Raw genomic sequence first — 21,861 nt, 5'->3', positions numbered from 1 at the left:
AATATTTTTATTTATGTATGTGGCCACTTTTATATTTTAATGAATTTTAATCCAAATCAATATTATACTTGATTTGCAAAATATTTTATAGATTTTCGTAGGAGAATTTTTCTTTTTTTGTAAGTATATGAAATTTGCTTCGCTCATAGCGCCAACGAATCGAAGATTCCGTTGCTTGAAATTCACTTCGCTCATTATAATAAATTTTTATATAATTAAAAATCGGTGTAGAGTAACACCGATTTTCTTAGTTCTGTTCAATTAAACAACTCTATACGCTATTTCCGTATATTTAAACCTGAGACCATCTTTGTGAGTGTGTATTCGTCACAATGTCATTATTGGCAGGTTAATCAATTTTTATACCTATATTAATCTATCATTAAATCCAAAGCTATCGATTGTGTGGATGATATGGAGGTTCATCGCTGTTTTTGCCCCTTCTGCATTTCTATCTTTCATAAAATCCATAATTAGTTTGTGATCTTTTAATGTTAATTCTGTTGCTTTTTCGTATTGTTTTGAAAGTTGGACACTTTCGTTTATCGCCTTGCTGATAATAGGTACTAATTCTTTCATAAATGAGTTACCGCTTGCTTTTGCAATAGCGTTGTGAAACAGTTGTTCCGCTATTGTTCTGTCTTCGTTATTTAGAATTTTTTGCTCTACCATTTCGCCGTATTCGATTATTTTTTCAATCTCGCTGTCACTTGCCCTCTTTGTCGCATAATATGCACCCATAGGTTCTATAATCAGCCTCATTTCCAATAAATCCGCCAAATCAGATGAATGTCCTTTTAAGTCTGAAAGTGTGAAATTGTCTACTTCGTCACTTTTTACAAATGTTCCTTTTCCTCTTTTAATTTCTACTATATCTTTTAAGACGAGCATTTTTATAGCCTCTCTCAATGTCGTCCTGCTCACATTTAAAATAGATGATAGCTCTGTTTCATTAGGCAATTTGTCCCCCACTTTAAATTGTTTTTTTATTGTTATCATATCTAGTATTTCATCAGCCGCTTGCTCTGATAATGATTGTGATTTTTTATATTCCATATTCTCCACCCCTTGATTTTTATTTATATACCATGCTATTACTTGTTACATTGCTTTTATTTATATATCTAGGTATTAATTATTATCTTAGTTTATATCTACATAATTTTTTATTTCGCATTACTTTTTATTAATTTTTCTCTTATTATTCAATATTTTCAGTATTTTTAAATTTTTCTATCAGTAATTATTGACATCATATGTTAAATGTATTAGTATGATGTTATATTATTTATAGGAAAATAATACCTCATAATATAGTGATTATCAATAGTTTTAAATTAAAAAGTCTGAATCTTTAAATTTTTGTATATAATTTTGAATTTAAAGGATACTTAAAATTTATGTTTCAGAACTTATGGAACCAATAAAAACAATAAATTATAAAATTTTACATTAAATGAATATATTTTAAATTTTAGGGGGATAATAAAGATGAGAAGTGATGCAGTAAGAAAAGGGATGCAACAAGCACCCCATCGTTCATTATTTAATGCTTTAGGGCATACTGAAGAAGAAATGAGAAAACCTTTAATAGGTATAGTAAGTTCATACAACGAAATCGTTCCTGGTCACATGAACTTAGACAAAATCGTAGAAGCAGTTAAACTTGGTGTAGCTATGGCAGGAGGAACTCCTGTTGTCTTCCCTGCGATTGCAGTTTGTGACGGTATAGCAATGGGACATATCGGTATGAAATATTCACTAGTTACAAGAGACTTAATAGCTGACTCTACTGAGTGTATGGCTATGGCTCACCAATTCGACGGATTAGTTATGGTTCCTAACTGTGACAAAAACGTACCTGGATTATTAATGGCAGCAGCTAGAGTTAATATACCAACCGTATTTGTCAGCGGTGGTCCTATGCTTGCTGGTCGTGTTAAAGGCGAAAAAAGAAGTCTATCAAGTATGTTTGAGGCAGTAGGTTCTTTCGCTGCTGGAACTATGGACGAAGATGATGTTTTAGAATTTGAAAGCAAAGTTTGTCCAACTTGCGGTTCATGTTCTGGTATGTATACTGCCAACAGTATGAACTGCTTAACTGAAGCTTTAGGAATGGGTCTTAAAGGAAACGGAACTATTCCTGCTGTATATTCAGAAAGAATAAAACTTGCTAAACATGCAGGTATGAAAGTAATGGAATTAGTAGAAAAAGACATCAAACCAAGAGACATAATGACTGAAAAAGCATTCCAAAATGCTCTAACTGTAGATATGGCGCTAGGTTGTTCTACTAACTCAATGTTACACTTACCAGCAATAGCAAACGAGGCTGGAGTTGATTTAAACGTAGATATAGCTAACGAAATAAGCTCAAAAACTCCAAACCTTTGCCACTTAGCTCCTGCAGGATACACATACATGGAAGACTTAAACGAAGCTGGTGGAGTTTATGCAGTTATGAACGAATTAACTAAGAAAAACTTACTTAACTTAGATATAATGACTGTTACTGGGAAAACTGTAGGCGAAAATATTGCTAATTGTGTAAATAAAGATCCAGAAACAATAAGACCAATCGAAAACCCATATTCAGAAACTGGTGGTATAGCTGTCCTTAAAGGAAACTTAGCTCCTGACTCTGGTATAGTTAAACAATCTGCCGTTGTTCCTGAAATGTTAGTACACGAAGGTCCAGCAAGAGTATTCGACTGTGAAGAAGATGCTATAGCTGCTATAAAAGGTGGCAAAATCGTAGCTGGCGACGTTGTTGTAATAAGATATGAAGGACCAAAAGGTGGACCAGGTATGAGAGAAATGCTTAATCCTACTTCTGCAATAGCTGGTATGGGATTAGGTTCTAGTGTAGCTCTTATAACTGACGGACGTTTCTCTGGTGCATCTAGAGGGGCATCAATCGGACACGTTTCTCCAGAAGCTGCTGTTGGCGGACCGATAGCTCTTGTTGAAGAAGGAGACCTAATAAAAATAAACATAAAAGAAAAAACTTTAGATTTTGTCGTTTCAGATGAAGAATTAGCAAGAAGAAAAGCTGCTTGGACTCCTAGAAAACCAAAAGTAACTACTGGTTATTTAGCAAGATATGCCTCTATGGTTACATCTGGTGACAAAGGCGCAGTATTAAAAGCAAATAAATAATTGAAATCTTTTCAATCTTAATATGGGCTAAGTCATCTGACTTAGTCCTTTACTTTTAAAGGGGAGAATCTTATGGAAAACTTAATCTTATCTTTTAACGTTGTAGCTCCGTTGTTTTTAATGATGGTTCTTGGTTATTTTCTAAAATACATAAAAATCTTTGACCAACATACACTAGATGTTATGAACAAAGTCGTCTTTAAAGTATTTTTACCTGTGCTGCTTTTTTACAACGTATATACTACAGATTTGGAGACAGTATTTGACGGCAAACTTATTTTATTTGCTGCATCTGGCGTGATTATTTTATTCTTATTATTACTATTTTTTATCCCAAAAATCGAAAAAGAAAATCCAAAGCGTGGTGTTATGATTCAAGGGGTATTTCGTAGCAACTTCGTCATCTTTGGTATTCCTGTTGCAACCTCTGTCTATGGTGATGGCAATGTCGGTACTACAGCTATGTTAATCGCAGTTATAGTCCCTCTTTTCAATATGCTAGCTGTTATATCACTTGAAATATTTAGAGGCTCTCAAATCAACATCAAAAAAATACTTAAAGGTGTTGTTACAAATCCTCTTATAATTGGTGCTTTTGTAGGTATTGTCTTCCTTCTTATTGGGATAAAACTTCCGACTTGCATAATGGAAACTGTTGAAGATGTGTCAAAAATGGCAACTCCACTTGGTTTAATTCTCCTTGGTGCATCATTCGCATTTTCTGATGTAAAAAAGTATCTACACGAAACCATATTTATCGTTATTACAAAGTTAATCCTAGTTCCTTTAATTATGATTCCACTTAGCGTATTTCTTGGAATTAGAGGAATTGCATTACTTACGCTAACTATAATCTACGGTGCGCCAACAGGTGTATCGACTTTCCAAATGGCGAAACAAATGGACGGAGATAGCGATTTAGCCGCCCAAATAATAGTCTTTACATCATTTTTCTGCATAATAACAATGTTTATGTGGATTTATATATTAAAAACTTTATCGCTTATATAAAATCTACTTACTTATATATAAATATATACATAACTTATATACATATTTTATATAACAAAAAAACTTATATAAATATACAAAAAAAGTCTTCTAGTTATCCTAGAAGACTTTTTATTTAAAAACTAAATTCAATCTTTAAATTTTATTAAATGATGGCCAATCATCTAATTCCCTATTTATTTAATACTACTAATGCTAATGCATTAAGGAAAAATAATACTGAGAATATTTTTGTTGATTTTAAAAGAAATGCTTGTTTTCCTTTTGGTTTAAAGTAAGCTTGTGCTTCAAAATCATCTCCTGCTCCACTGAAATCAGAAGAGAAATTCCCTTTTCCTTCTTGAGGCATTATAACTAATAGTAAAAGTACTGATAGTACTATTTGTACACCCATTAAAATATTATTAAGCATGAGTACCCTCCTATTATTACTGAATTTATTCAAATTTTAGTTTACCATATTAGTGCATTTATTACAAGAAAACGAGTGTTTTATTTAAGGAAAATTGGTATATATTTACCAATTTTTTAGCCACTTTTTTATAAATTTATAAGTAAATTTATTTTATTCTTATAATCTGTTCGTAAATTAAAATATCTTTATCTGTAATCATCTTGTTATCATGATAATGTCCAAAAATCCAATTTTTATAACTCAAACTTGTTTTTATTTCGTCTAAATAATCGGTAAGTTCATCTGTTTTGTATTCATCTTCTGCAATCATTCGTTGTATACTAGATGGACAGCAGTGCGTTATTACATAATCCACTCTCCAGTCGTGTTTTTCTAAATTTTCAACTCCATATCTATATTCGTACTGATTCGGCATCTCATCTTTCCACCAAGATACGTGGTTTATTCTATATTTTGCGCCCTCTTTGTCCAACTTCTTTTTCTTTTGTTTAAAGTGAGGATCTTCTATATCTAATATTCCTGCTGGCATATCGTGGGTTTTGGCTCCTCCAAACGTAAAGATTTTTAGTCCATCTAAGTTAAAAATTTGCCCTCTCATTAGATGTATTATTGAGTCTTTTACATAGTGAACTTTTCCGCCACAAAACTCTTCTATAGGCAGGTTGTAAAGCTCATCAAAGCACTCATGATTTCCATCTATAAATAATGTTGTAAACGGCCTTTGTGACAACCATTGTAGTTGATGTTCTTGTTCCTTTGATGGAGTCCAAAATCCAAAATCACCACAAACAATAACAAAATCATCCTTTGTCATGCTATTTTGCTCTGGAAAATTTTTTGTATTAAATCTTGCATAATCCCCGTGGCAATCTCCTGTAATATAAATCATGTTCTCCCTCCATTCCCTATACTTCTGTTATAATTACTCCTTTTTAATTATTTATAATAAAGTTTTTATTTTATGTATTTATATGCTGTTATATAGAAATTGTTTAACTTTTCTCTTATTTTTTTATACTTTTTACAATTCCTTTTTTTAATTTCTAATATTCCTTTTTTACGTTCTACAATTTATTTTCTAATTTCTATAATCCTTTATTTACGTTTTACAATTTATTTTCTAATTCTATAATTCATTATTCATTTTTAATTTAGCGAAACTTATCAAAAACAATCCCATAGAAAATATCATCATTGCCACTAAGTACATGTTTATTTCACTTAAATTGTTATTTTGTTGAAGCGTTTCAATACATACATAAACCCATCTAGTCGGCATAAGGTTTCCGACTTTTTGCAGACTTTTTTCCATAATATCAAAGTCCCAAAACAACCCACTAAGCATACAACATGGCACAACTATCAAAATATTTATTATGGTTGATGCGTATCTACTTTTAGTAAATGAAACAATACATAAGTTAAAACTTATCGCAATTAAATTAAAAACTGCCATAACGATTAAAAAATAACTGCTTTTTTCCATTCCATAATCTATGTTCAAAATTTTGCTGACAATATAATAAACCCCCGTAGTCAACATAGTCATTATGTAAAAAATAAAAATCATAGATATGTAGTACTTCCATTTATTAATTCCAGAGCTCAATATCCTCATCTTAGTTTTGTTTTCTTCATCTTCTATCAAGAAACTAGCTATATTTCCTGCTACTATAAATATAGTAAAAATCATAAGTCCGATGGTGTTTTGTATTTTTGGTATATTTTGTTCTATTTTATTTAAACTAAGACTTGCCAGTTGGTCGTTATATTCTAAATTCATTTCTTTAAATTTATTTATGTTTTTCTCGCTCAAAGACGCCACCATGCTCAAATCTTCACATTTTAAATTTATTAATTGGCTTATCGAGCTTTCCACATCATTATGTTTAATAGATTTTATATTTATATCTTGTTCTTTAAAATTTAATAAATTATCTTCAAATCCCTTATCTATTATTACTGCTACTTCGATTTGCTGCGTTATCAAGAGAATATTGTAGTCTTTTTCTTTTACTTTGGTAGTTTCTATATCTTCAAGATTGTCTATACTTTTTATAATTTCATTTGAGGCGTATGATTTATCTTTGTCGACTATGCCTACTTTGTATTTATATTCTATTCCAAATTCAAAACTGAAAAAAACTACTATAAATGCTGGCATAATTATCCCGATTAGTATGTAGCTTTTTTTCTTCATCAATAACTTTACTGTGTTTAATATTAGCTTAATCAACACTTCCACCTTCTTTCAGTTTCAATATTATATTTCCTAATATAATCATTAAAACAGATGCCCCGAGAGATATTACTATTACCATTTTATAATAAGGTGTGTCTATGTTGTAGTTTAGCCCTAGAAGTGATATATTTACCCAATAATTAGGCATTAGCTGGCACAGAAAACTCGTTATTCTTGCTGATTTGACCAAACAAAGTGGTACATAAGAACCACCCAAAAACCCCATCACAATTATCAACATGTTACTAAATGTATAGGCAGTCTTTTGATCATCAAACACCATATACATAAATATTCCTAGGACAGAACTAAATATTATAAATGAAATCAAGACAAGTAAAATATATGTAGTATTTTCTCCCCAATCTACATCAAATAGCTTTGTCGAGCAAATGTATACGATTAAGATTTGCATAAGCCCAATAATTATTCCAAGAGCAATTTTTGAGATAATTATATTTATTTTTTTAATATTTGATACTCTCAATCTAGTCATTGTATGTAAAAATTTCTCCTTATACATTGAAATTGATGTAATTGTAGATATGTATGATATAATCAAAGTCAGCTCCACAAAGGTGTAATATGTAAATGAGTTGACCTCGTCATATCCTATTCCTTCTAACTTAATTTCTGTATTGTTTTTAGAACTTAGAATTTTTGAAACTTTAGTTGAATCAGTCTTTGCAATATAGTGGATAAATGTGTATTTTTTCATGTACTGCTCGTATAAATTTCTAAATACCTTGCTTTCGGTGCTTTCTTCATTTTCATTTCTAAAATAATCTATATCATCACCATCAATATTTATAAAGCAAATAGCCTCATTCTTATTTACAAGTTGTGTAGCTTTCTCAATATCATTACTCTGCACAAATTTTATATCGCTAGTTTTTTGAAATTCTGTAATAAAATCATAAAAAACTTGCACATTGTTGTTTTTCCCACCGTCGTTTTCTATATTGTAATATATAGTTTTTCCAGAAAATATATTCTTGTCCATGCTCATAAGACCGTTTAGTGACTTTCCCATCACAAATATAAGAATGACTGGAAATATGAGCATTGTAATTACATCAGTTTTATTTCTAAAAAATTGTATTATTTCCTTTTTTATTAAAGTTAATAAAATCAACTCTATCCCCCTCTAATCTCTTAATTTCTTTCCAGTCAAATCTAAAAATACAGTTTCCAAAGTCGGCAATTCGTCTTTTATACTTTCGATTACGCCACCATTATTAAAAATTGTATTTACGAGTTTTTGAAGTATATTTATATCCTTGTTATAATTGCACTTTATCTCATTTCCATTTACATCTACACTATATATCCCCTTGATTTTTTTTATATGATTTTCAATTCCTTCTATTTCATTTTTAAGCATTATTGTGTAAATGTTGTACTTGAGTAAATTTGATTTAATGTCCCCTGTTGTTCCTTGTGCAATTATTTTTCCTTTATCGATTATGCATATCTCGTCACAAAGTTCTTCTACTTCCTCCATATAATGTGATGTATAAATTATGCTCGCCCCATTTTTGTTTAATTGTTTTACTGATTCCAAAATGTGATTTCTGGATTGTGGATCTATTCCGACTGTCGGTTCATCCATTATGATAAGCTCTGGGGTGTGAGCTATTGCACAGGCAAGGTGCAATCTTCTCAACATCCCTCCAGAAAACTCCGACGCCTTTTTATCTTTATACTCACTAAGTCCTGTAAATTCTAATGCATGTTTTACCCTTGTTTTTAATTCTTTTCCTTTAAATGAATATAGTGAGCAGAAAAACGACACGTTTTCATAAGCTGTGAAACTAGGATAAATTGCAATGTCTTGTGTTATTATTCCCAAGTGTTTTTTATACTTATTTATATTTGTCTGGTTTTCATCAAATACTATTTTTCCACTGTCCTTTTTTTCAATTCCTGCAATCATCTTGATTAATGTACTTTTTCCTGCTCCATTTGGCCCCAAAAGCCCATATATTTCTCCTTGTCTTATAGAGAAACTAATTCCTTTTACTGCCTCTACATGGTTATATGATTTGTATAAATTCTCTACCTGGAGAATATACATCAGACCTCCTCCTTTACTTTTTAACCAAGTTACTGTTGATTTCTTTTATGCTTACTGATTCTGCAAATTTATTTCTTATACATACTTCTTCACAAGATACATTTTCACAGTTAATGCAAGGATTTGTATCAAATTGATTTAATAACTTTCTTTCACCATAAAAGTTCACGACAGATAACCTTCTATTTATATCTCTTATTGGAATATTGTTTTTACATGATTTTTGGCATCTAGGATTCATACAATATTGGCACTTCATTGCTAATTTTCCAATTTTGTCTTCATTTTTATCAGAACTTAATTTTAAGTTTTTTCCTGTGTACGGTTTTTTCACCATTGTTACATAATCGCCTTTGATGTATTTCGCTTCATATTCTTGCATATTGCACTCTCTCAAAATAAGATTTGCTACACTTATTCCAGATACAGTTACAGCAGGTGTTCCTGTTCCCATAACTGTTGATTCACCACAGTTATAAAGCCCTTCGATTTCACCTTTAGTCTTTAAACGTTTTAACATATGTTGACCTAGCTGTTGTTTTGGACCTGCGACTGCTCCCTTTTCTTTCATAACAAGTCTTTGTAGAGTTGCTGGTGTGCTTAGTTCTACATGACATAGTGCATCTTTAAATCCTGGGAATCTCTTTTCTATTAAATCTAATATTCTGTTCTTTTCTTCTTGTTTTTGTTTAAAATATGCTTCGGTGTGATAATCTCCTATTGGATTTATCCATTCTTTAAAAGTTGGTCCTATTGCAATTACAGTTTGGTATCCTTTTGGACAAAGTGTGTAGTCGTCTTTTCCCAATATATAAAGCGTTACTTCGCCTTCATCTATTTTTTCTGTATCTCCTATAAGCATCTCAATTGGTAGTGTATCTTCTGGGATTACGTCTTCTTTTACTAATGTGAATAATACTAATGATGGATATGTCGGGATAAGTGAATTTGCCCATTCTCTTCCCTTTTTACATAAATTTTTGTCTATTAAGTTGTTGTATAAGTTCCACACATTTCCTGAATTAACTACTCTGTCACATTTTATAATACTTCCGTCGTCTAGCTTTACTCCCGCTACCTTGTCGTTTTCTATAAGTATTTTTTTGACTTGCTTGTTATAAATCATATCGCCGTTATTTTCTTCAATTACTTTTTCCAGCTTACCAACTAAATTTAATGTTGAACCTGCTGGATAATAACTTCCTCCAATATGGTTGTCGACAAACATAACAGCCGCAAGTATGGCAGGTGTTTCTTTTACATTTGTATAACAATATGTAGATGTTAATTTATTAAAAAAATCGAATACTTCTTTAGACTTGAAGTATTTTTTCAATATATGCTCTGTGTTTTTATTCATATATCCTAAAAATTTCAAATATGCTTTTGGAGCACTTTTTAACTGCATTAACCCCTGCTCCTTTGTGACTACATCTGGTGTTGTGAATGTCGGTTGGTTTGCTATAACTTTTAAATATAAATCTGTTGAGTCGTGATAAAACTTTTTAAATCCTTCCTTCTCATCTGGAAAAATCTCTCCCAATTGCTCTACAAATTTATCTATATCTTCATAAAATATTATTTTGTGTCCTTTAAAATGAATTGCATATAAACTATCGTGTTTTAAAATATCTATCGGTTCTTCTAATGAATTAAATACAAATCTATGTGGATTAAACCCTATTTCTCCAAATCCATAAATCATAGCTGATCCTTGCTCAAAAATAACGTCATCTCGTTTAAATATTCCACAAGAACCTCCTGGCTTAAATTGTGCCTCTACTACAGTAACTTTAAAGCCCTTCTTTGCTAAAAGTGCAGCCCCTGTAAGACCTGAAATTCCTGCTCCGATAAAAACAACTTCTTTTTTCATAAATATCAATCTCCTTATATTATCTATTTTTCATGTATTATTAATATCTATGAATTGAGATTTCTCACTATTACAACGTGAAATAAAAATTCACTACGTTCATGGTGCTAATGTTATCCACTAAATTTATAATATTTAATCTCCTTAAAATAAAAAGAGATGGCTGAAATTTTACATCAATTTCGGCCATCTCTTTTTATTTTAATTTTTTCCCCACAACAGTATATATAAATTTACCTAGTTTTTTATTTTCTACTATATCAAATCCATTTTTCATCATTAAGTTTGAAATGCCATTTTTATTTGCTGCATGACAATCACCACTATTTATTAACTTAAATATAATGTGGTTATAAATCCATCCTCCGATACCTCCTACCCCTGTATCAGAAAGTATATATATTCCACCAGGTTTTAATACGCGGTATACCTCTTGCATAGCTTTATCTGAATCAGGATAGTGATGAAAACTTTGGATGCATGTCACAACATCAAAATAATTATCTTCATATGGCAACTCATCAGATCTTCCTTTTACAAGTGTTGTACCTCGGATATTTTTTGCTCTTGCTTGTTTTAACATTCCTTCTGATAAATCTAGTCCATGATATTCTGCCTCTTTTTTATCAGATAATAGGTTGAGAAGATATCCTGTTCCACACCCAACATCTAACAATTTATTATAATTTATATCTTTTAAATACTTGACAGTATCATTACAACTAACCTTTGCAGGACCAGAATAATACATACTATTATTTTCATCATACACTTTTGCTTGACCATCAAAATACTGTTCTGATAACTTTATGTAATCTTTCATGATATACCCCCTTCAAATATTTAATTCTAAAATTATTCTTCTTTAATTCTAATTTTAGCACACTTTAAAAGTTAATGAATATCATTTTCATTTATTTTATAAAAAATATCTCTAAATACTATAAAAAAATTCACTTCGCTCATGACGCCAACGAATCGGAGATTCCGTTGCTTAAAATTCACTACGTTCATGATCGGGTGACTTCGTCCGTTACTTTAAAAAAAGCCTAGGTGGAAGTTTCCACCTAGGCTTTTAAGGATTTATACTATTATTCATAAAATTTGTTTGTTTGCTAATTAATTGAAAATTATTTGTTTAAGTTGTAGAAAGATTTTAATCCACAGTATCTAGCTTGAGCACCAACTGTTTCTTCTATTCTTAATAATTGGTTGTATTTAGCAACTCTATCAGTTCTTGATGGAGCACCAGTTTTTATTTGACCAGCGTTTACAGCTACAGCTAAGTCAGCTATAGTAGTGTCTTCTGTTTCACCAGATCTGTGAGATATTACTGCAGTGTATCCAGCTCTTTTAGCCATTTCTATAGCATCTAAAGTTTCAGTTATAGTACCTATTTGGTTAACTTTTATTAATATAGAGTTAGCAACACCAGCTTCTATACCTCTTTCTAATCTTTCAGTGTTTGTAACGAATAAGTCATCACCAACTAATTGAACTTTTTTACCTAATCTTTCAGTAAGAACTTTCCATCCATCCCAGTCTTCTTCATCTAAACCATCTTCTATAGTTATTATTGGGAAGTTAGTAGTCCAATCTTCGTATAAGTCTACCATTTCAGCAGCAGTTAATTCTTTTCCTTCTCCAGCTAAAACGTATTTTTTAGTTTCTTCGTTGTACATTTCTGATGCAGCAACGTCTAATCCTAACATAACGTCTTTTCCTGGTTCGTATCCAGCAGCTTTTATAGCTTCAACTATTAATTCTAAAGCTTCTCTGTTTGATCCTAAGTTTGGAGCGAATCCACCTTCATCACCTACACCACAAGCTAATCCTTTTTCTCCAAGAACTTTTTTAAGTGCGTGGAATACTTCTGCACCCATTCTTAAACCTTCTTTGAAGCAAGGAGCTCCAACTGGTAATATCATGAATTCTTGAACGTCAACGTTGTTATCAGCATGTTCTCCACCGTTTAATATGTTCATCATTGGAACTGGTAATTGTTTAGCGTTAACTCCACCTATGTATTGGAATAATGGTAATCCTAACTCATCAGCAGATGCTCTAGCTACAGCCATAGAAACACCTAATATAGCGTTCGCCCCTAATTTACCTTTATTTGGTGTTCCGTCTAATTCTAATAATAATGCATCTATTCCTGGTTGATCAGTTGATTCTAATCCTTCTAATTCTGGTGCTATTATAGTGTTAACGTTGTTAACAGCGTTTTGAGTACCTTTTCCTAAGTATCTACCTTTGTCACCGTCTCTTAATTCAACAGCTTCGAAAGCTCCTGTAGATGCTCCAGATGGAACTATAGCTCTACCTTCTGCACCTGATTCTAATACAACCTCAACTTCTACAGTTGGGTTACCTCTTGAGTCTAATACTTCTCTTGCGTATACTGATTCTATTACTGACATAATTTTCTCCTTCCAAATCTCCACTAATCAAGTTAGTTTTAAAATCATAAATTTATTTTCAAACAGATTGATGGATAAGTTTGCAAATTATCTATGTATTTTAATTATATTTATTATTATTATTTTCTTTAATTTTAATTGTCTCGATTAGCTTTCCTTTTTATACTTTTGTTAAATTTATAATTATTATTTATATAAATTGGCTTTTTTAGTAGGATGGCTGAGTACTAGCAGCCACCCTAATTTTAAATATAAAAAATTTATATTTAGATTGCTATTTTATTAATGAGTGACCAGTCATTTCTTCTGGCTGTTCTAATCCCATCATATCTAATATTGTTGGAGCTATATCTGATAGTCTACCATCAGCTAATAACTCTTTTCCTACGTAATCTTTACCAGCTATTATAAATGGTACTGGGTTTACTGAATGTGATGTTATAACTTTTCCTGTTGTAGGATCTAACATTAATTCAGCATTTCCGTGGTCAGCAGTTATTATAACGCTTCCACCAATTTCTACTATTCTATCTACTAATTTGCCAACGCAATTATCTACTGTTTCAACAGCTTTAACAGCTGCTTCCATTACACCTGTATGTCCAACCATATCTGGATTAGCAAAGTTAACAACTATGAAGTCGTATTTGTCTTCGTTTATTTTTTCCATAACTTTTGCTTCTAGCTCTGGTGCAGACATTTCTGGTTGTAAGTCATATGTTGCAACCTTTGGTGAAGGTATTAATTCTCTATCTTCTCCTTTGTTTGGTTCTTCAACACCACCGTTGAAGAAGAAAGTAACGTGAGCATATTTTTCAGTCTCAGCAGCTCTTAATTGAGTTTTCCCTAATTTTGATAAATATTCCCCTAATGTATTACTTAATGATTGTGGTCCAAATGCTATTTGAACATTTGGTAAAGTAACATCATATTCTGTTAAGCAAACAAAGAATGTATTTACGTCTACTCTTTCAAATCCATTGAATTCTTTATCAACTATGCATCTAGATATTTCTCTAGCTCTATCTGGTCTAAAGTTGAAGAATATTACTGAATCACCTTCAGATATTTTTCCTACTGGTTGACCATCTTTAACTATTACAGTTGGAATGATAAATTCGTCTGTTGCACCTTTTTTATAAGATTCTTCAACAGCTTCAGATGCAGAAGTAGCAGTTTCACCTTCGCCACAAACCATAGCTCTGTATGCTTTTTCTACTCTTTCCCATCTCTTATCTCTATCCATTGCATAATATCTACCGTTTATAGTAGCGAACTGTCCTACACCCATTTCAGCCATATAAGCTTCAATTTCTTTAACGTAGTTTATACCACTTTGTGGGTCAGTATCTCTACCATCTGTAAATGCATGTACGTATACTTTTTCTACACCTTGTTCTTTAGCCATTTTGATTAAAGCTTTAAGGTGATCTATATGTGAATGAACTCCACCGTCAGATAATAATCCCATTATATGAACAGCATGTTCTTTTCCATTTTCCATAGCTTTTACTAAGACTTCATTTGTGAAGAAATCTCCGTCTTGTATAGATTTTGTTATTCTAGTTAAATCTTGATATACAATTCTACCTGCTCCTATATTTGTATGGCCAACTTCTGAGTTACCCATTTGTCCATCAGGAAGACCAACATCAAGACCGCTTGCTTTTATTAATGTTGTTGGATAAGTTTTTTCGATTCTGTCTAAGTTAGGAGTTTTTGCTTCTTTAACAGCATTTCCTATTGTATTATTACTCTCTCCAAAACCATCCATGATTATTAATGCTACTGGCTTTTTCATTTATATAATTTCACTCCTATTTAAAATTTACAAGAGCAACATAATCATCAGCTTTCAGTGATGCTCCACCAACTAAAGCTCCATCTATGTCGCTTTGCCCCATTATTTCTGCTACATTAGCTGGCTTAACACTTCCTCCGTATTGAATTCTAACTTCGTTAGCTAAATCCCCGTAAACTGAAGCGATAACTTCTCTTATGTATGATATAACATCATTAGCTTGTTCTGCAGTTGCAGTTTTTCCAGTTCCTATAGCCCAGATCGGCTCATACGCTATAACAACTTTTGCTAAATCTTCTTTAGTTACATCTTTTAATCCAGCTAATATTTGAGTTTTTACGTAATCTTTAGTAACTCCAGCTTCCCTTTGTTCTAAAGTCTCACCACAGCATAAAATTGGATTTATACCTACTTGTAATGCTTTTAATACTTTTTTGTTAACTGTTTCGTTAGTTTCTCCAAAATATTCTCTTCTTTCAGAATGACCTATAATAACATAGTCCATTCCTATTTCTTGTAACATTTCAGCAGAAACTTCTCCTGTGAATGCTCCTGATGTTTCGTAGTGCATGTTTTGAGCTCCAACTTTTATCTTAGTACCTTTAGTAGCTTCTTTAAGGTCTTTTAGTTGTAAAAATGGTGCACATATTACTGCTTCAACATCATCTCTATCAGCTCTAGTTCCGACTTCTTTAACAAACTCTAGAGCTTCTTTTATGTTTTTGTTCATTTTCCAGTTTCCAGCAATTATTGGTTTTCTCATTCAAATTTCCTCCTTTTGAACATGTAGAATACCTTTTTATTTTAAACTATATTGTACAAAATCGCTATAATTTACACTGTTTATATATCTAATCCAAAATATGCCAATTCTCCCTATATATCAACATTTCTTAGATATCGTCTTTATAATCAGATATAGTTTAATTTTAAGTTATTCCTTAGACTTTATATTATTATTATTTTCCCATTATTTATTTAAATTTTTATATTTAAATACTTCTTATTTATCGTCTAATGCAACTATTCCTGGTAATTCTTTTCCTTCTAAGAATTCAAGCGAAGCTCCACCACCTGTAGAAACGTGAGTCATTTTGTCTCCGAATCCTAATTGGTTAACAGCAGCAGCACTATCTCCACCACCTATTACAGTAGTTGCATCTTCTAAATCAGCCATAGCTTTTGCTATTGCTAAAGTTCCTCCTGCAAATGCTTCAAATTCAAATACTCCCATTGGCCCGTTCCAAACGATTGTTTTTGAATTTTTAACAACATCTACGAATTTTTCTACTGATTTTGGTCCTATATCTAAACCTAAATATCCCTCTGGTATATTTTGATCTTCTGTTACTAATACTTCTGCATCTGCAGCGAATTTGTTAGCAGCTTTAGAATCTACTGGTAAGTATAATTTAACACCTTTTTCTTCAGCTTTTGCTAGCATTTCTTTTGCATAGTCAACTTTATCAGCTTCTAATAAAGAGTTTCCTATTTCATATCCTTGAGCTTTTAAGAATGTATAAGCCATTCCTCCACCTATTATTAAGTTATCAACTTTTTCTAATAATTGATTTATAACAGCTATTTTGTCAGAAACTTTTGATCCACCTAATATAGCAGTGAAAGGTCTAACTGGATTAGATACTGCTTCACCTAAGAATTTTAATTCTTTTTGGATTAAGTATCCGCAAGCTCTTTCTTGTAAGAATTGTCCAGCTCCAACAGTTGAACAGTGAGCTCTATGTGCAGTACCGAATGCATCGTTAACGAATACGTCAGCTAAAGAAGCTAATTCTTTAGAGTAGTTTTCTTCGTTTTTAGTTTCTTCTTTTCTATATCTAGTATTTTGTAATAAGACAACATCTCCGTCTTTCATATCTGCAACTGCTGATTTTGCGTTTTCCCCTACAACGTTATCATCTGCAGCAAATACTACTTCTTGTCCTAACATTTCTGATAATCTTTTTGCAACTGGTGCTAATGATAATTCTGGTTTTGGTTCTCCTTTTGGTTTCCCTAAGTGAGAGCATAATATAACTTTTGCACCTTTTTCTATTAAGTATTTTATAGTTGGTAATGCACCTACTAATCTGTTTTCGTCAGTTATTACTCCGTTTTGTAGAGGTACGTTGAAGTCACATCTTACTAATACCCTTTTCCCAGTAACGTTTATATCTTCTATTGTTTTTTTGTTTAACATTGACATAATTAAACTCCTTTCAAAGTAAACACTTTCCTTTTTTTAATATATCATATATTTGTAAAAATTTGTATTTATTTATTATTCATTCCGATTTGCTTTTTTTATTCCCCAATATACCATTCCCTAATCTAAATGATAATCGCTCTTGAGTAGTTTTATTTTTATGTTAAATTAATTTATTAGACCTTATCCTAAAAAAGTCCGGAGCTGTAGAAGATACTACAAACCCGGACCTTATCCTAAATTATTTTGCTAAGTTTGCAAAATATCCTAAAGTTCTTATTAATTGAGATGTATAAGACATTTCATTGTCATACCAAGATACAACTTTAACTAATTGTTTTCCATCAACTTCCATAACTCTTGTTTGAGTTGCATCGAATAATGAACCGAAGCTCATTCCTACTATATCAGAAGATACTAAGTATTCTTCAGTGTATCCGAATGATTCGTTAGCAGCTTCTTTCATTGCAGCATTAACTTCTTCTATAGTTACATTATTTTTTAATGTACAAACTAATTCAGTTAAAGAACCAGTTACAACTGGAACTCTTTGAGCAGCTCCGTCTAATTTACCTTTTAATTCTGGTATAACTAAACCTATAGCTTTTGCAGCACCTGTAGTATTAGGAACTATGTTTCCTGCAGCAGCTCTAGCTCTTCTTAAATCTCCTTTTGGATGAGGACCATCTAAAGTATTTTGGTCGTTAGTGTAAGCATGTATAGTAGTCATTAAACCTTTTTCTATACCGAATTTGTCATTTAAAGCTTTAGCCATTGGTGCTAAACAGTTAGTTGTACAAGAAGCCCCTGATATAACTGTTTCTGTACCATCTAATATTTCGTTGTTTACGTTGTAAACTATTGTTTTAACGTCACCAGTTGCTGGTGCAGATATAACAACTTTTTTAGCTCCTGCTTTTATGTGAGCTTCAGCTTTTTCTTGAGAAGTGAAGAATCCAGTACACTCTAATACTATGTCTACCCCTAATTCAGCCCATGGTAAGTTTTCTGGATTTCTTTCAGCAGTAACTTTTATTTCTTGTCCGTTAACTACGAAAGCACCTTCTTTAACTTCTATTTCACCATTGAATCTACCTTGAGCAGTATCATATTTGAATAAGTGAGCTAACATTTTTGCATCTGTTAAGTCATTTATTGCTACTACTTCAAATTTGTCAGTTTGTTCCATTAATTTTCTTAATGCTAATCTTCCTATTCTACCAAAACCATTGATTGCTACTTTAACCATTATGATTTAACCTCCTAAAAATAAAACCTATTTTTATATTATATTTTAATATCTATTTTACTAATTTATTTATCAGTCTATGCTGATATCATTAGTTATTGACTAAATTTATTGACTTTTAATTAATTCAATAAGTTTTTCTCCACTATGCTCGTCAGTTACTAAAACTAAGTTCTTGTTAATTTTAGAAATCGCTAGAAAAGCTTCTATCTTTTTAGATCCTGCAAATACTGCGATTACCTCTCTCGCTTGTTGAACACTTTCTAAATCAATACCAATTGTATTTAATCTGTATACAATCTCACCTGATTTATTAAAGTAATATCCGAAAGACTCGCATACAGCACCTTTATCTAGTATTTCTTGTGCTACCTCTTTTGATAAGTTTCGCCTTAATATCATTTCGTCAGCTCTACCAACACCAAACACAACTATGTCTGATTTTGAAACTAAATCTAAAGTCTTTTTGATTTCTGGCTCTTGAGCTAACATCATCATTGACTCTTTTCCTAACTTATCAGGTAAATTAAGCAATGCATATTGTGAGTGTAATTTCTTGCTTATATCTGCCGCTATATTATTTGACTGTATCTCTACATTTAAGCCTACACTTCCTCTAGCAGGTGCTATAGTTACGTTTTCAAATTTCTTATCGTGTTTTAGTCCTTTTGAAAACTCTGCCATCGTAGTTCCACCTGTAATTGAAACAATGTCGTGGTCGTGTAATATATGTGTAAAATGTGATGCGGCTGATCTTCCTACATCGATTAAAACACTTTTATTTTTTTCATAATCGCCAGGCACAAGTATTACCTTTTTTATTCCTAATAATTGAGTTAATCTATCTTCTAGTGTAGATAATCCCATAACTTCATTCATAGTTTCTTTTAAGCCTTCTAAAAGCTTTATTCCTTCTTCTGTTATGTTCATACCTGATGTTTCAACATTGATAAGACCTTGTTCTCTTAGAACTTCTGTTTCTGAACGAACAATTCTTTCACTCAACCCTAACATATTTGCCAAACTTCTTCTTCCGATAGTTTCGTTTAAATATATCTCTCTAAGTATTGAGTATCGTCTTGTCATTATGTCAAGCACTTGTGGAATTAATTTTTGTTGCATTTTTAATAAATTGTTCATAAGTTTTATACCTCATTCTTTACGCTGGGACTTTTTAAGTCCTATGTATCCATTTGAGTCCCACAAGATAATTTTATTTTACCTTAGATGCAAATATTTTTCAATACGTTTTCATAATTTTTTATTTTTTTAACTCAGATTATAGTTTTTATTTTATATTTTAATAAAAACCTTGATTTCCCAGCATTTTCACTTAGAAAACAAAGTTCCATCTTCGCTTGATACTAATATCTCTATCATTATTTTTATTTTCTTTTGTTGTTTAGTATATTTATTTATGATTTTATTTAAATATTTTCTCTATTGATTTTATTTATAAATTAGTTATTTTGTAAATCTTCGTTTTTTATTGTATCCTTAACCAACTTTTTTATTCTAAGTTACAAAGTCCCCTCTTTACCACTCTTATAACTTATATTTTTCAAGCAATTTATATTTTTATTTATCTGAGTTTATAAGCAAGCTTTTAATTTACTCCCACGTTTTTATTTTTCCCGCTCAACTCTTTTTCATTATCTTATATTTTTATCTTTTCTTTAAATTTTGATGATGATTTTTTACTTGCTATTATCACACCAATAAATATTTTGTTTCCTTTTAAAATAATATATTCTAATTTATTATACATAAAAAAAAAGGAATGTCCTATACTGTAATACTACAGATATAAAACATCCCTTATTTTTTATATTATTTATTTAAGGCTTTATATTAAGCACATTTTTCTTCAGTTTTTTCTACTTGTTGTTTTTTATCAGACATTTGTGGTCTTACAAATAATACAACTACTATAAGTCCTACTATTCCTACTATTCCAGCAACCCAATATACTGCATTAACACCTTTTTGTATTAATTCTACATTTGTTGGGTCAGCTGCTGTATTCATGTTGTAAGCTACTGCGAATACTGTTGCTGCAACTGTTCCTGAAAGTGAGTTGAAGAAGTTTACGAATGATGTACCAACACCTATATCTTTTGGCTCAAGCATAGATTGAGCTGCTGGTGTTATAGATACTGAACGGAAACTTTCTGCAATTCCTGTAAATGTAAGAGCTACGAAGTATATCATTATTGGTGTAGTTGGAGAAGTGAATCCCATAGCTAACATTGGTATACCTGCTAAAGCAGTTGCTCCTACCATAGCTTTCCACATGTTTGAAGTTTTCTTTCCAACCCATGTTCCTGCTATTATTGGTACTATTATAGTAAGTAAAGTACGAGGCATTTGTAAAGAACCAGCTATACTTGCTGATTTACCCATTACTTGCATTGCTCCTATTGGTGCATAAACGTTCATTGCATTTTGATAGAAGTAACTAGCAAATCCTACTACTAAAAGCATTGTATAGTTTTTGTTTTTGAATAATGCAAGAGGTATTATTGGTTCCTCTGCTTTTTCTTCTATTTTTATAAGCGCTACAAGTGCAACTATTCCTAATATGAATCCACCTATTATAGCTGGATTAGTCCATCCTATTGATGATCCGAAGTTTAAAGATAATAATATCGCACAAAGTGTAACAACTAATGCTATTATTCCTGGAATGTCTATTGTAACTTTTCCTTCACGTTTTTGGTTTGGCATGTTTAATCCGATTAATACTATACCAAGGATTAGAGGTAAAGCTGGCATAAGTATTGCTACTGTAAGCATATTCATATCAGTAAGTATACCTGCTATTATACTTCCTCCAAAACCACCAACTGCTATAGCAGCTGCTAACATACCCATTGCTTTTGGTACATCTTTTCTTTCGTTTATTAATCCCATTATTATATAAGGTGCAGCTGTGAAAGCCCCTTGTGCAAGACTTATTAATAAACGTAAAGCCATAAGTGGTACTAATGAGCGCACAAATGCAAATGCAACCCCACATATTATACATATGATACCTGGTATAACTACTATATTTCTACGTCCTATTAAGTCACCAAGTTTTCCTCCGATTGGTGTCATTATAGATACTCCTAATGCCGCAAAAATAGAGAATAAACCTACGTATCCCATTGCGTTTACACTTTCTAATATTGGTGAAGTTAATGTTGAAAATACAAGACCGTACATAGCTACAGAAAGCATCATACATATACATCCGATTTGTACAAGATTTTTCTTAGCTTTTGGTAGCGGTATTGCTACTGTCTGTTGCGTTCGTTCGTTAGACATAATCTAAATCTCCTTTAATTCTTTTCCGTTTTTTTTATTTAAAAATAATTTTTATTTTCTTTTTTAATTTACCGTTTTCACGTTCTAAATTTATCG

General features: G+C 31.5%; 17 protein-coding genes. 2 read left to right on the top strand and 15 right to left on the bottom strand.

Annotated features, from left to right (window positions below; all coding sequences use genetic code 11):
• Positions 1–366: 366 nt before the first annotated feature.
• Positions 367–1,056 (bottom strand): FadR/GntR family transcriptional regulator, encoded by a 690-nt coding sequence (locus I4U58_RS01470; RefSeq protein ID WP_195929239.1) that lies wholly within the window; start codon positions 1,054–1,056, stop codon positions 367–369.
• 435 nt (positions 1,057–1,491) lie between these two features.
• Between I4U58_RS01470 and ilvD the strand changes: the two genes are divergently transcribed.
• Both ilvD and I4U58_RS01460 read left to right on the top strand, forming a co-directional pair.
• Positions 1,492–3,159 (top strand): dihydroxy-acid dehydratase, encoded by a 1,668-nt coding sequence (ilvD, locus tag I4U58_RS01465; RefSeq protein WP_195929237.1) that lies wholly within the window; start codon positions 1,492–1,494, stop codon positions 3,157–3,159.
• A 72-nt stretch (positions 3,160–3,231) separates the two neighbouring features.
• The gene (locus I4U58_RS01460; protein WP_195929235.1) at positions 3,232–4,170 is read left to right on the top strand and encodes an AEC family transporter; all 939 of its coding nucleotides are present in this window, start codon (positions 3,232–3,234) and stop codon (positions 4,168–4,170) included.
• 172 nt (positions 4,171–4,342) lie between these two features.
• On the opposite strand, the gene secG is transcribed toward I4U58_RS01460, so the two are convergent.
• From secG to I4U58_RS01390, 14 genes are all read right to left on the bottom strand, one after another.
• The gene (gene secG / locus I4U58_RS01455) at positions 4,343–4,582 is read right to left on the bottom strand and encodes a preprotein translocase subunit SecG (RefSeq protein ID WP_243269529.1); all 240 of its coding nucleotides are present in this window, start codon (positions 4,580–4,582) and stop codon (positions 4,343–4,345) included.
• 148 nt (positions 4,583–4,730) lie between these two features.
• Positions 4,731–5,474, bottom strand: a complete 744-nt coding sequence (locus I4U58_RS01450) for a metallophosphoesterase (RefSeq protein WP_195929233.1) — start codon at positions 5,472–5,474, stop codon at positions 4,731–4,733.
• Positions 5,475–5,711: 237 nt separating this feature from the next.
• Positions 5,712–6,821 carry an ABC transporter permease gene (locus I4U58_RS01445; protein WP_243269528.1) on the bottom strand — a complete coding sequence of 370 codons (1,110 nt, stop codon included), beginning with the start codon at positions 6,819–6,821 and terminating at the stop codon, positions 5,712–5,714.
• Complete coding sequence (locus I4U58_RS01440) at positions 6,814–7,962, bottom strand: ABC transporter permease (protein WP_243269527.1); 1,149 nt, start codon at positions 7,960–7,962, stop codon at positions 6,814–6,816. The genes I4U58_RS01445 and I4U58_RS01440 overlap by 8 nt, the downstream gene beginning before the upstream one ends.
• A gap of 12 nt (positions 7,963–7,974) precedes the next feature.
• Positions 7,975–8,904 (bottom strand): ABC transporter ATP-binding protein, encoded by a 930-nt coding sequence (locus I4U58_RS01435; RefSeq protein WP_195929229.1) that lies wholly within the window; start codon positions 8,902–8,904, stop codon positions 7,975–7,977.
• 13 nt (positions 8,905–8,917) lie between these two features.
• Positions 8,918–10,777: an NAD(P)/FAD-dependent oxidoreductase gene (locus tag I4U58_RS01430; RefSeq protein ID WP_195929227.1), complete on the bottom strand. Its 1,860-nt coding sequence runs from the start codon at positions 10,775–10,777 to the stop codon at positions 8,918–8,920.
• A 196-nt stretch (positions 10,778–10,973) separates the two neighbouring features.
• The gene (locus tag I4U58_RS01425; protein ID WP_195929226.1) at positions 10,974–11,600 is read right to left on the bottom strand and encodes a class I SAM-dependent methyltransferase; all 627 of its coding nucleotides are present in this window, start codon (positions 11,598–11,600) and stop codon (positions 10,974–10,976) included.
• A 307-nt stretch (positions 11,601–11,907) separates the two neighbouring features.
• Positions 11,908–13,200, bottom strand: coding sequence for a phosphopyruvate hydratase (gene eno, locus I4U58_RS01420; RefSeq protein ID WP_195929224.1), 1,293 nt, complete (start codon positions 13,198–13,200; stop codon positions 11,908–11,910).
• A 274-nt stretch (positions 13,201–13,474) separates the two neighbouring features.
• Positions 13,475–15,001 carry a 2,3-bisphosphoglycerate-independent phosphoglycerate mutase gene (gene gpmI, locus I4U58_RS01415; protein WP_195929222.1) on the bottom strand — a complete coding sequence of 509 codons (1,527 nt, stop codon included), beginning with the start codon at positions 14,999–15,001 and terminating at the stop codon, positions 13,475–13,477.
• Between the two features lie 16 nt (positions 15,002–15,017).
• Positions 15,018–15,764, bottom strand: coding sequence for a triose-phosphate isomerase (gene tpiA, locus I4U58_RS01410; RefSeq protein WP_195929220.1), 747 nt, complete (start codon positions 15,762–15,764; stop codon positions 15,018–15,020).
• Positions 15,765–16,004: 240 nt separating this feature from the next.
• Positions 16,005–17,201: a phosphoglycerate kinase gene (locus I4U58_RS01405; protein ID WP_330593235.1), complete on the bottom strand. Its 1,197-nt coding sequence runs from the start codon at positions 17,199–17,201 to the stop codon at positions 16,005–16,007.
• A 247-nt stretch (positions 17,202–17,448) separates the two neighbouring features.
• Positions 17,449–18,456 carry a type I glyceraldehyde-3-phosphate dehydrogenase gene (gene gap, locus I4U58_RS01400; protein WP_195929216.1) on the bottom strand — a complete coding sequence of 336 codons (1,008 nt, stop codon included), beginning with the start codon at positions 18,454–18,456 and terminating at the stop codon, positions 17,449–17,451.
• A gap of 108 nt (positions 18,457–18,564) precedes the next feature.
• Positions 18,565–19,596 (bottom strand): sugar-binding domain-containing protein, encoded by a 1,032-nt coding sequence (locus tag I4U58_RS01395; protein WP_195929214.1) that lies wholly within the window; start codon positions 19,594–19,596, stop codon positions 18,565–18,567.
• A gap of 711 nt (positions 19,597–20,307) precedes the next feature.
• Positions 20,308–21,765: an MFS transporter gene (locus I4U58_RS01390; protein WP_195929212.1), complete on the bottom strand. Its 1,458-nt coding sequence runs from the start codon at positions 21,763–21,765 to the stop codon at positions 20,308–20,310.
• Positions 21,766–21,861 lie beyond the last annotated feature (96 nt).

The sequence above is a fragment of the Clostridium sp. 1001270J_160509_D11 genome (assembly GCF_015667935.1).
Classification (GTDB): domain Bacteria; phylum Bacillota; class Clostridia; order Peptostreptococcales; family Peptostreptococcaceae; genus Intestinibacter.
Note: the sequence above shows the minus strand (reverse complement) of the source record. Positions and strands in the feature narration are given on the sequence as shown.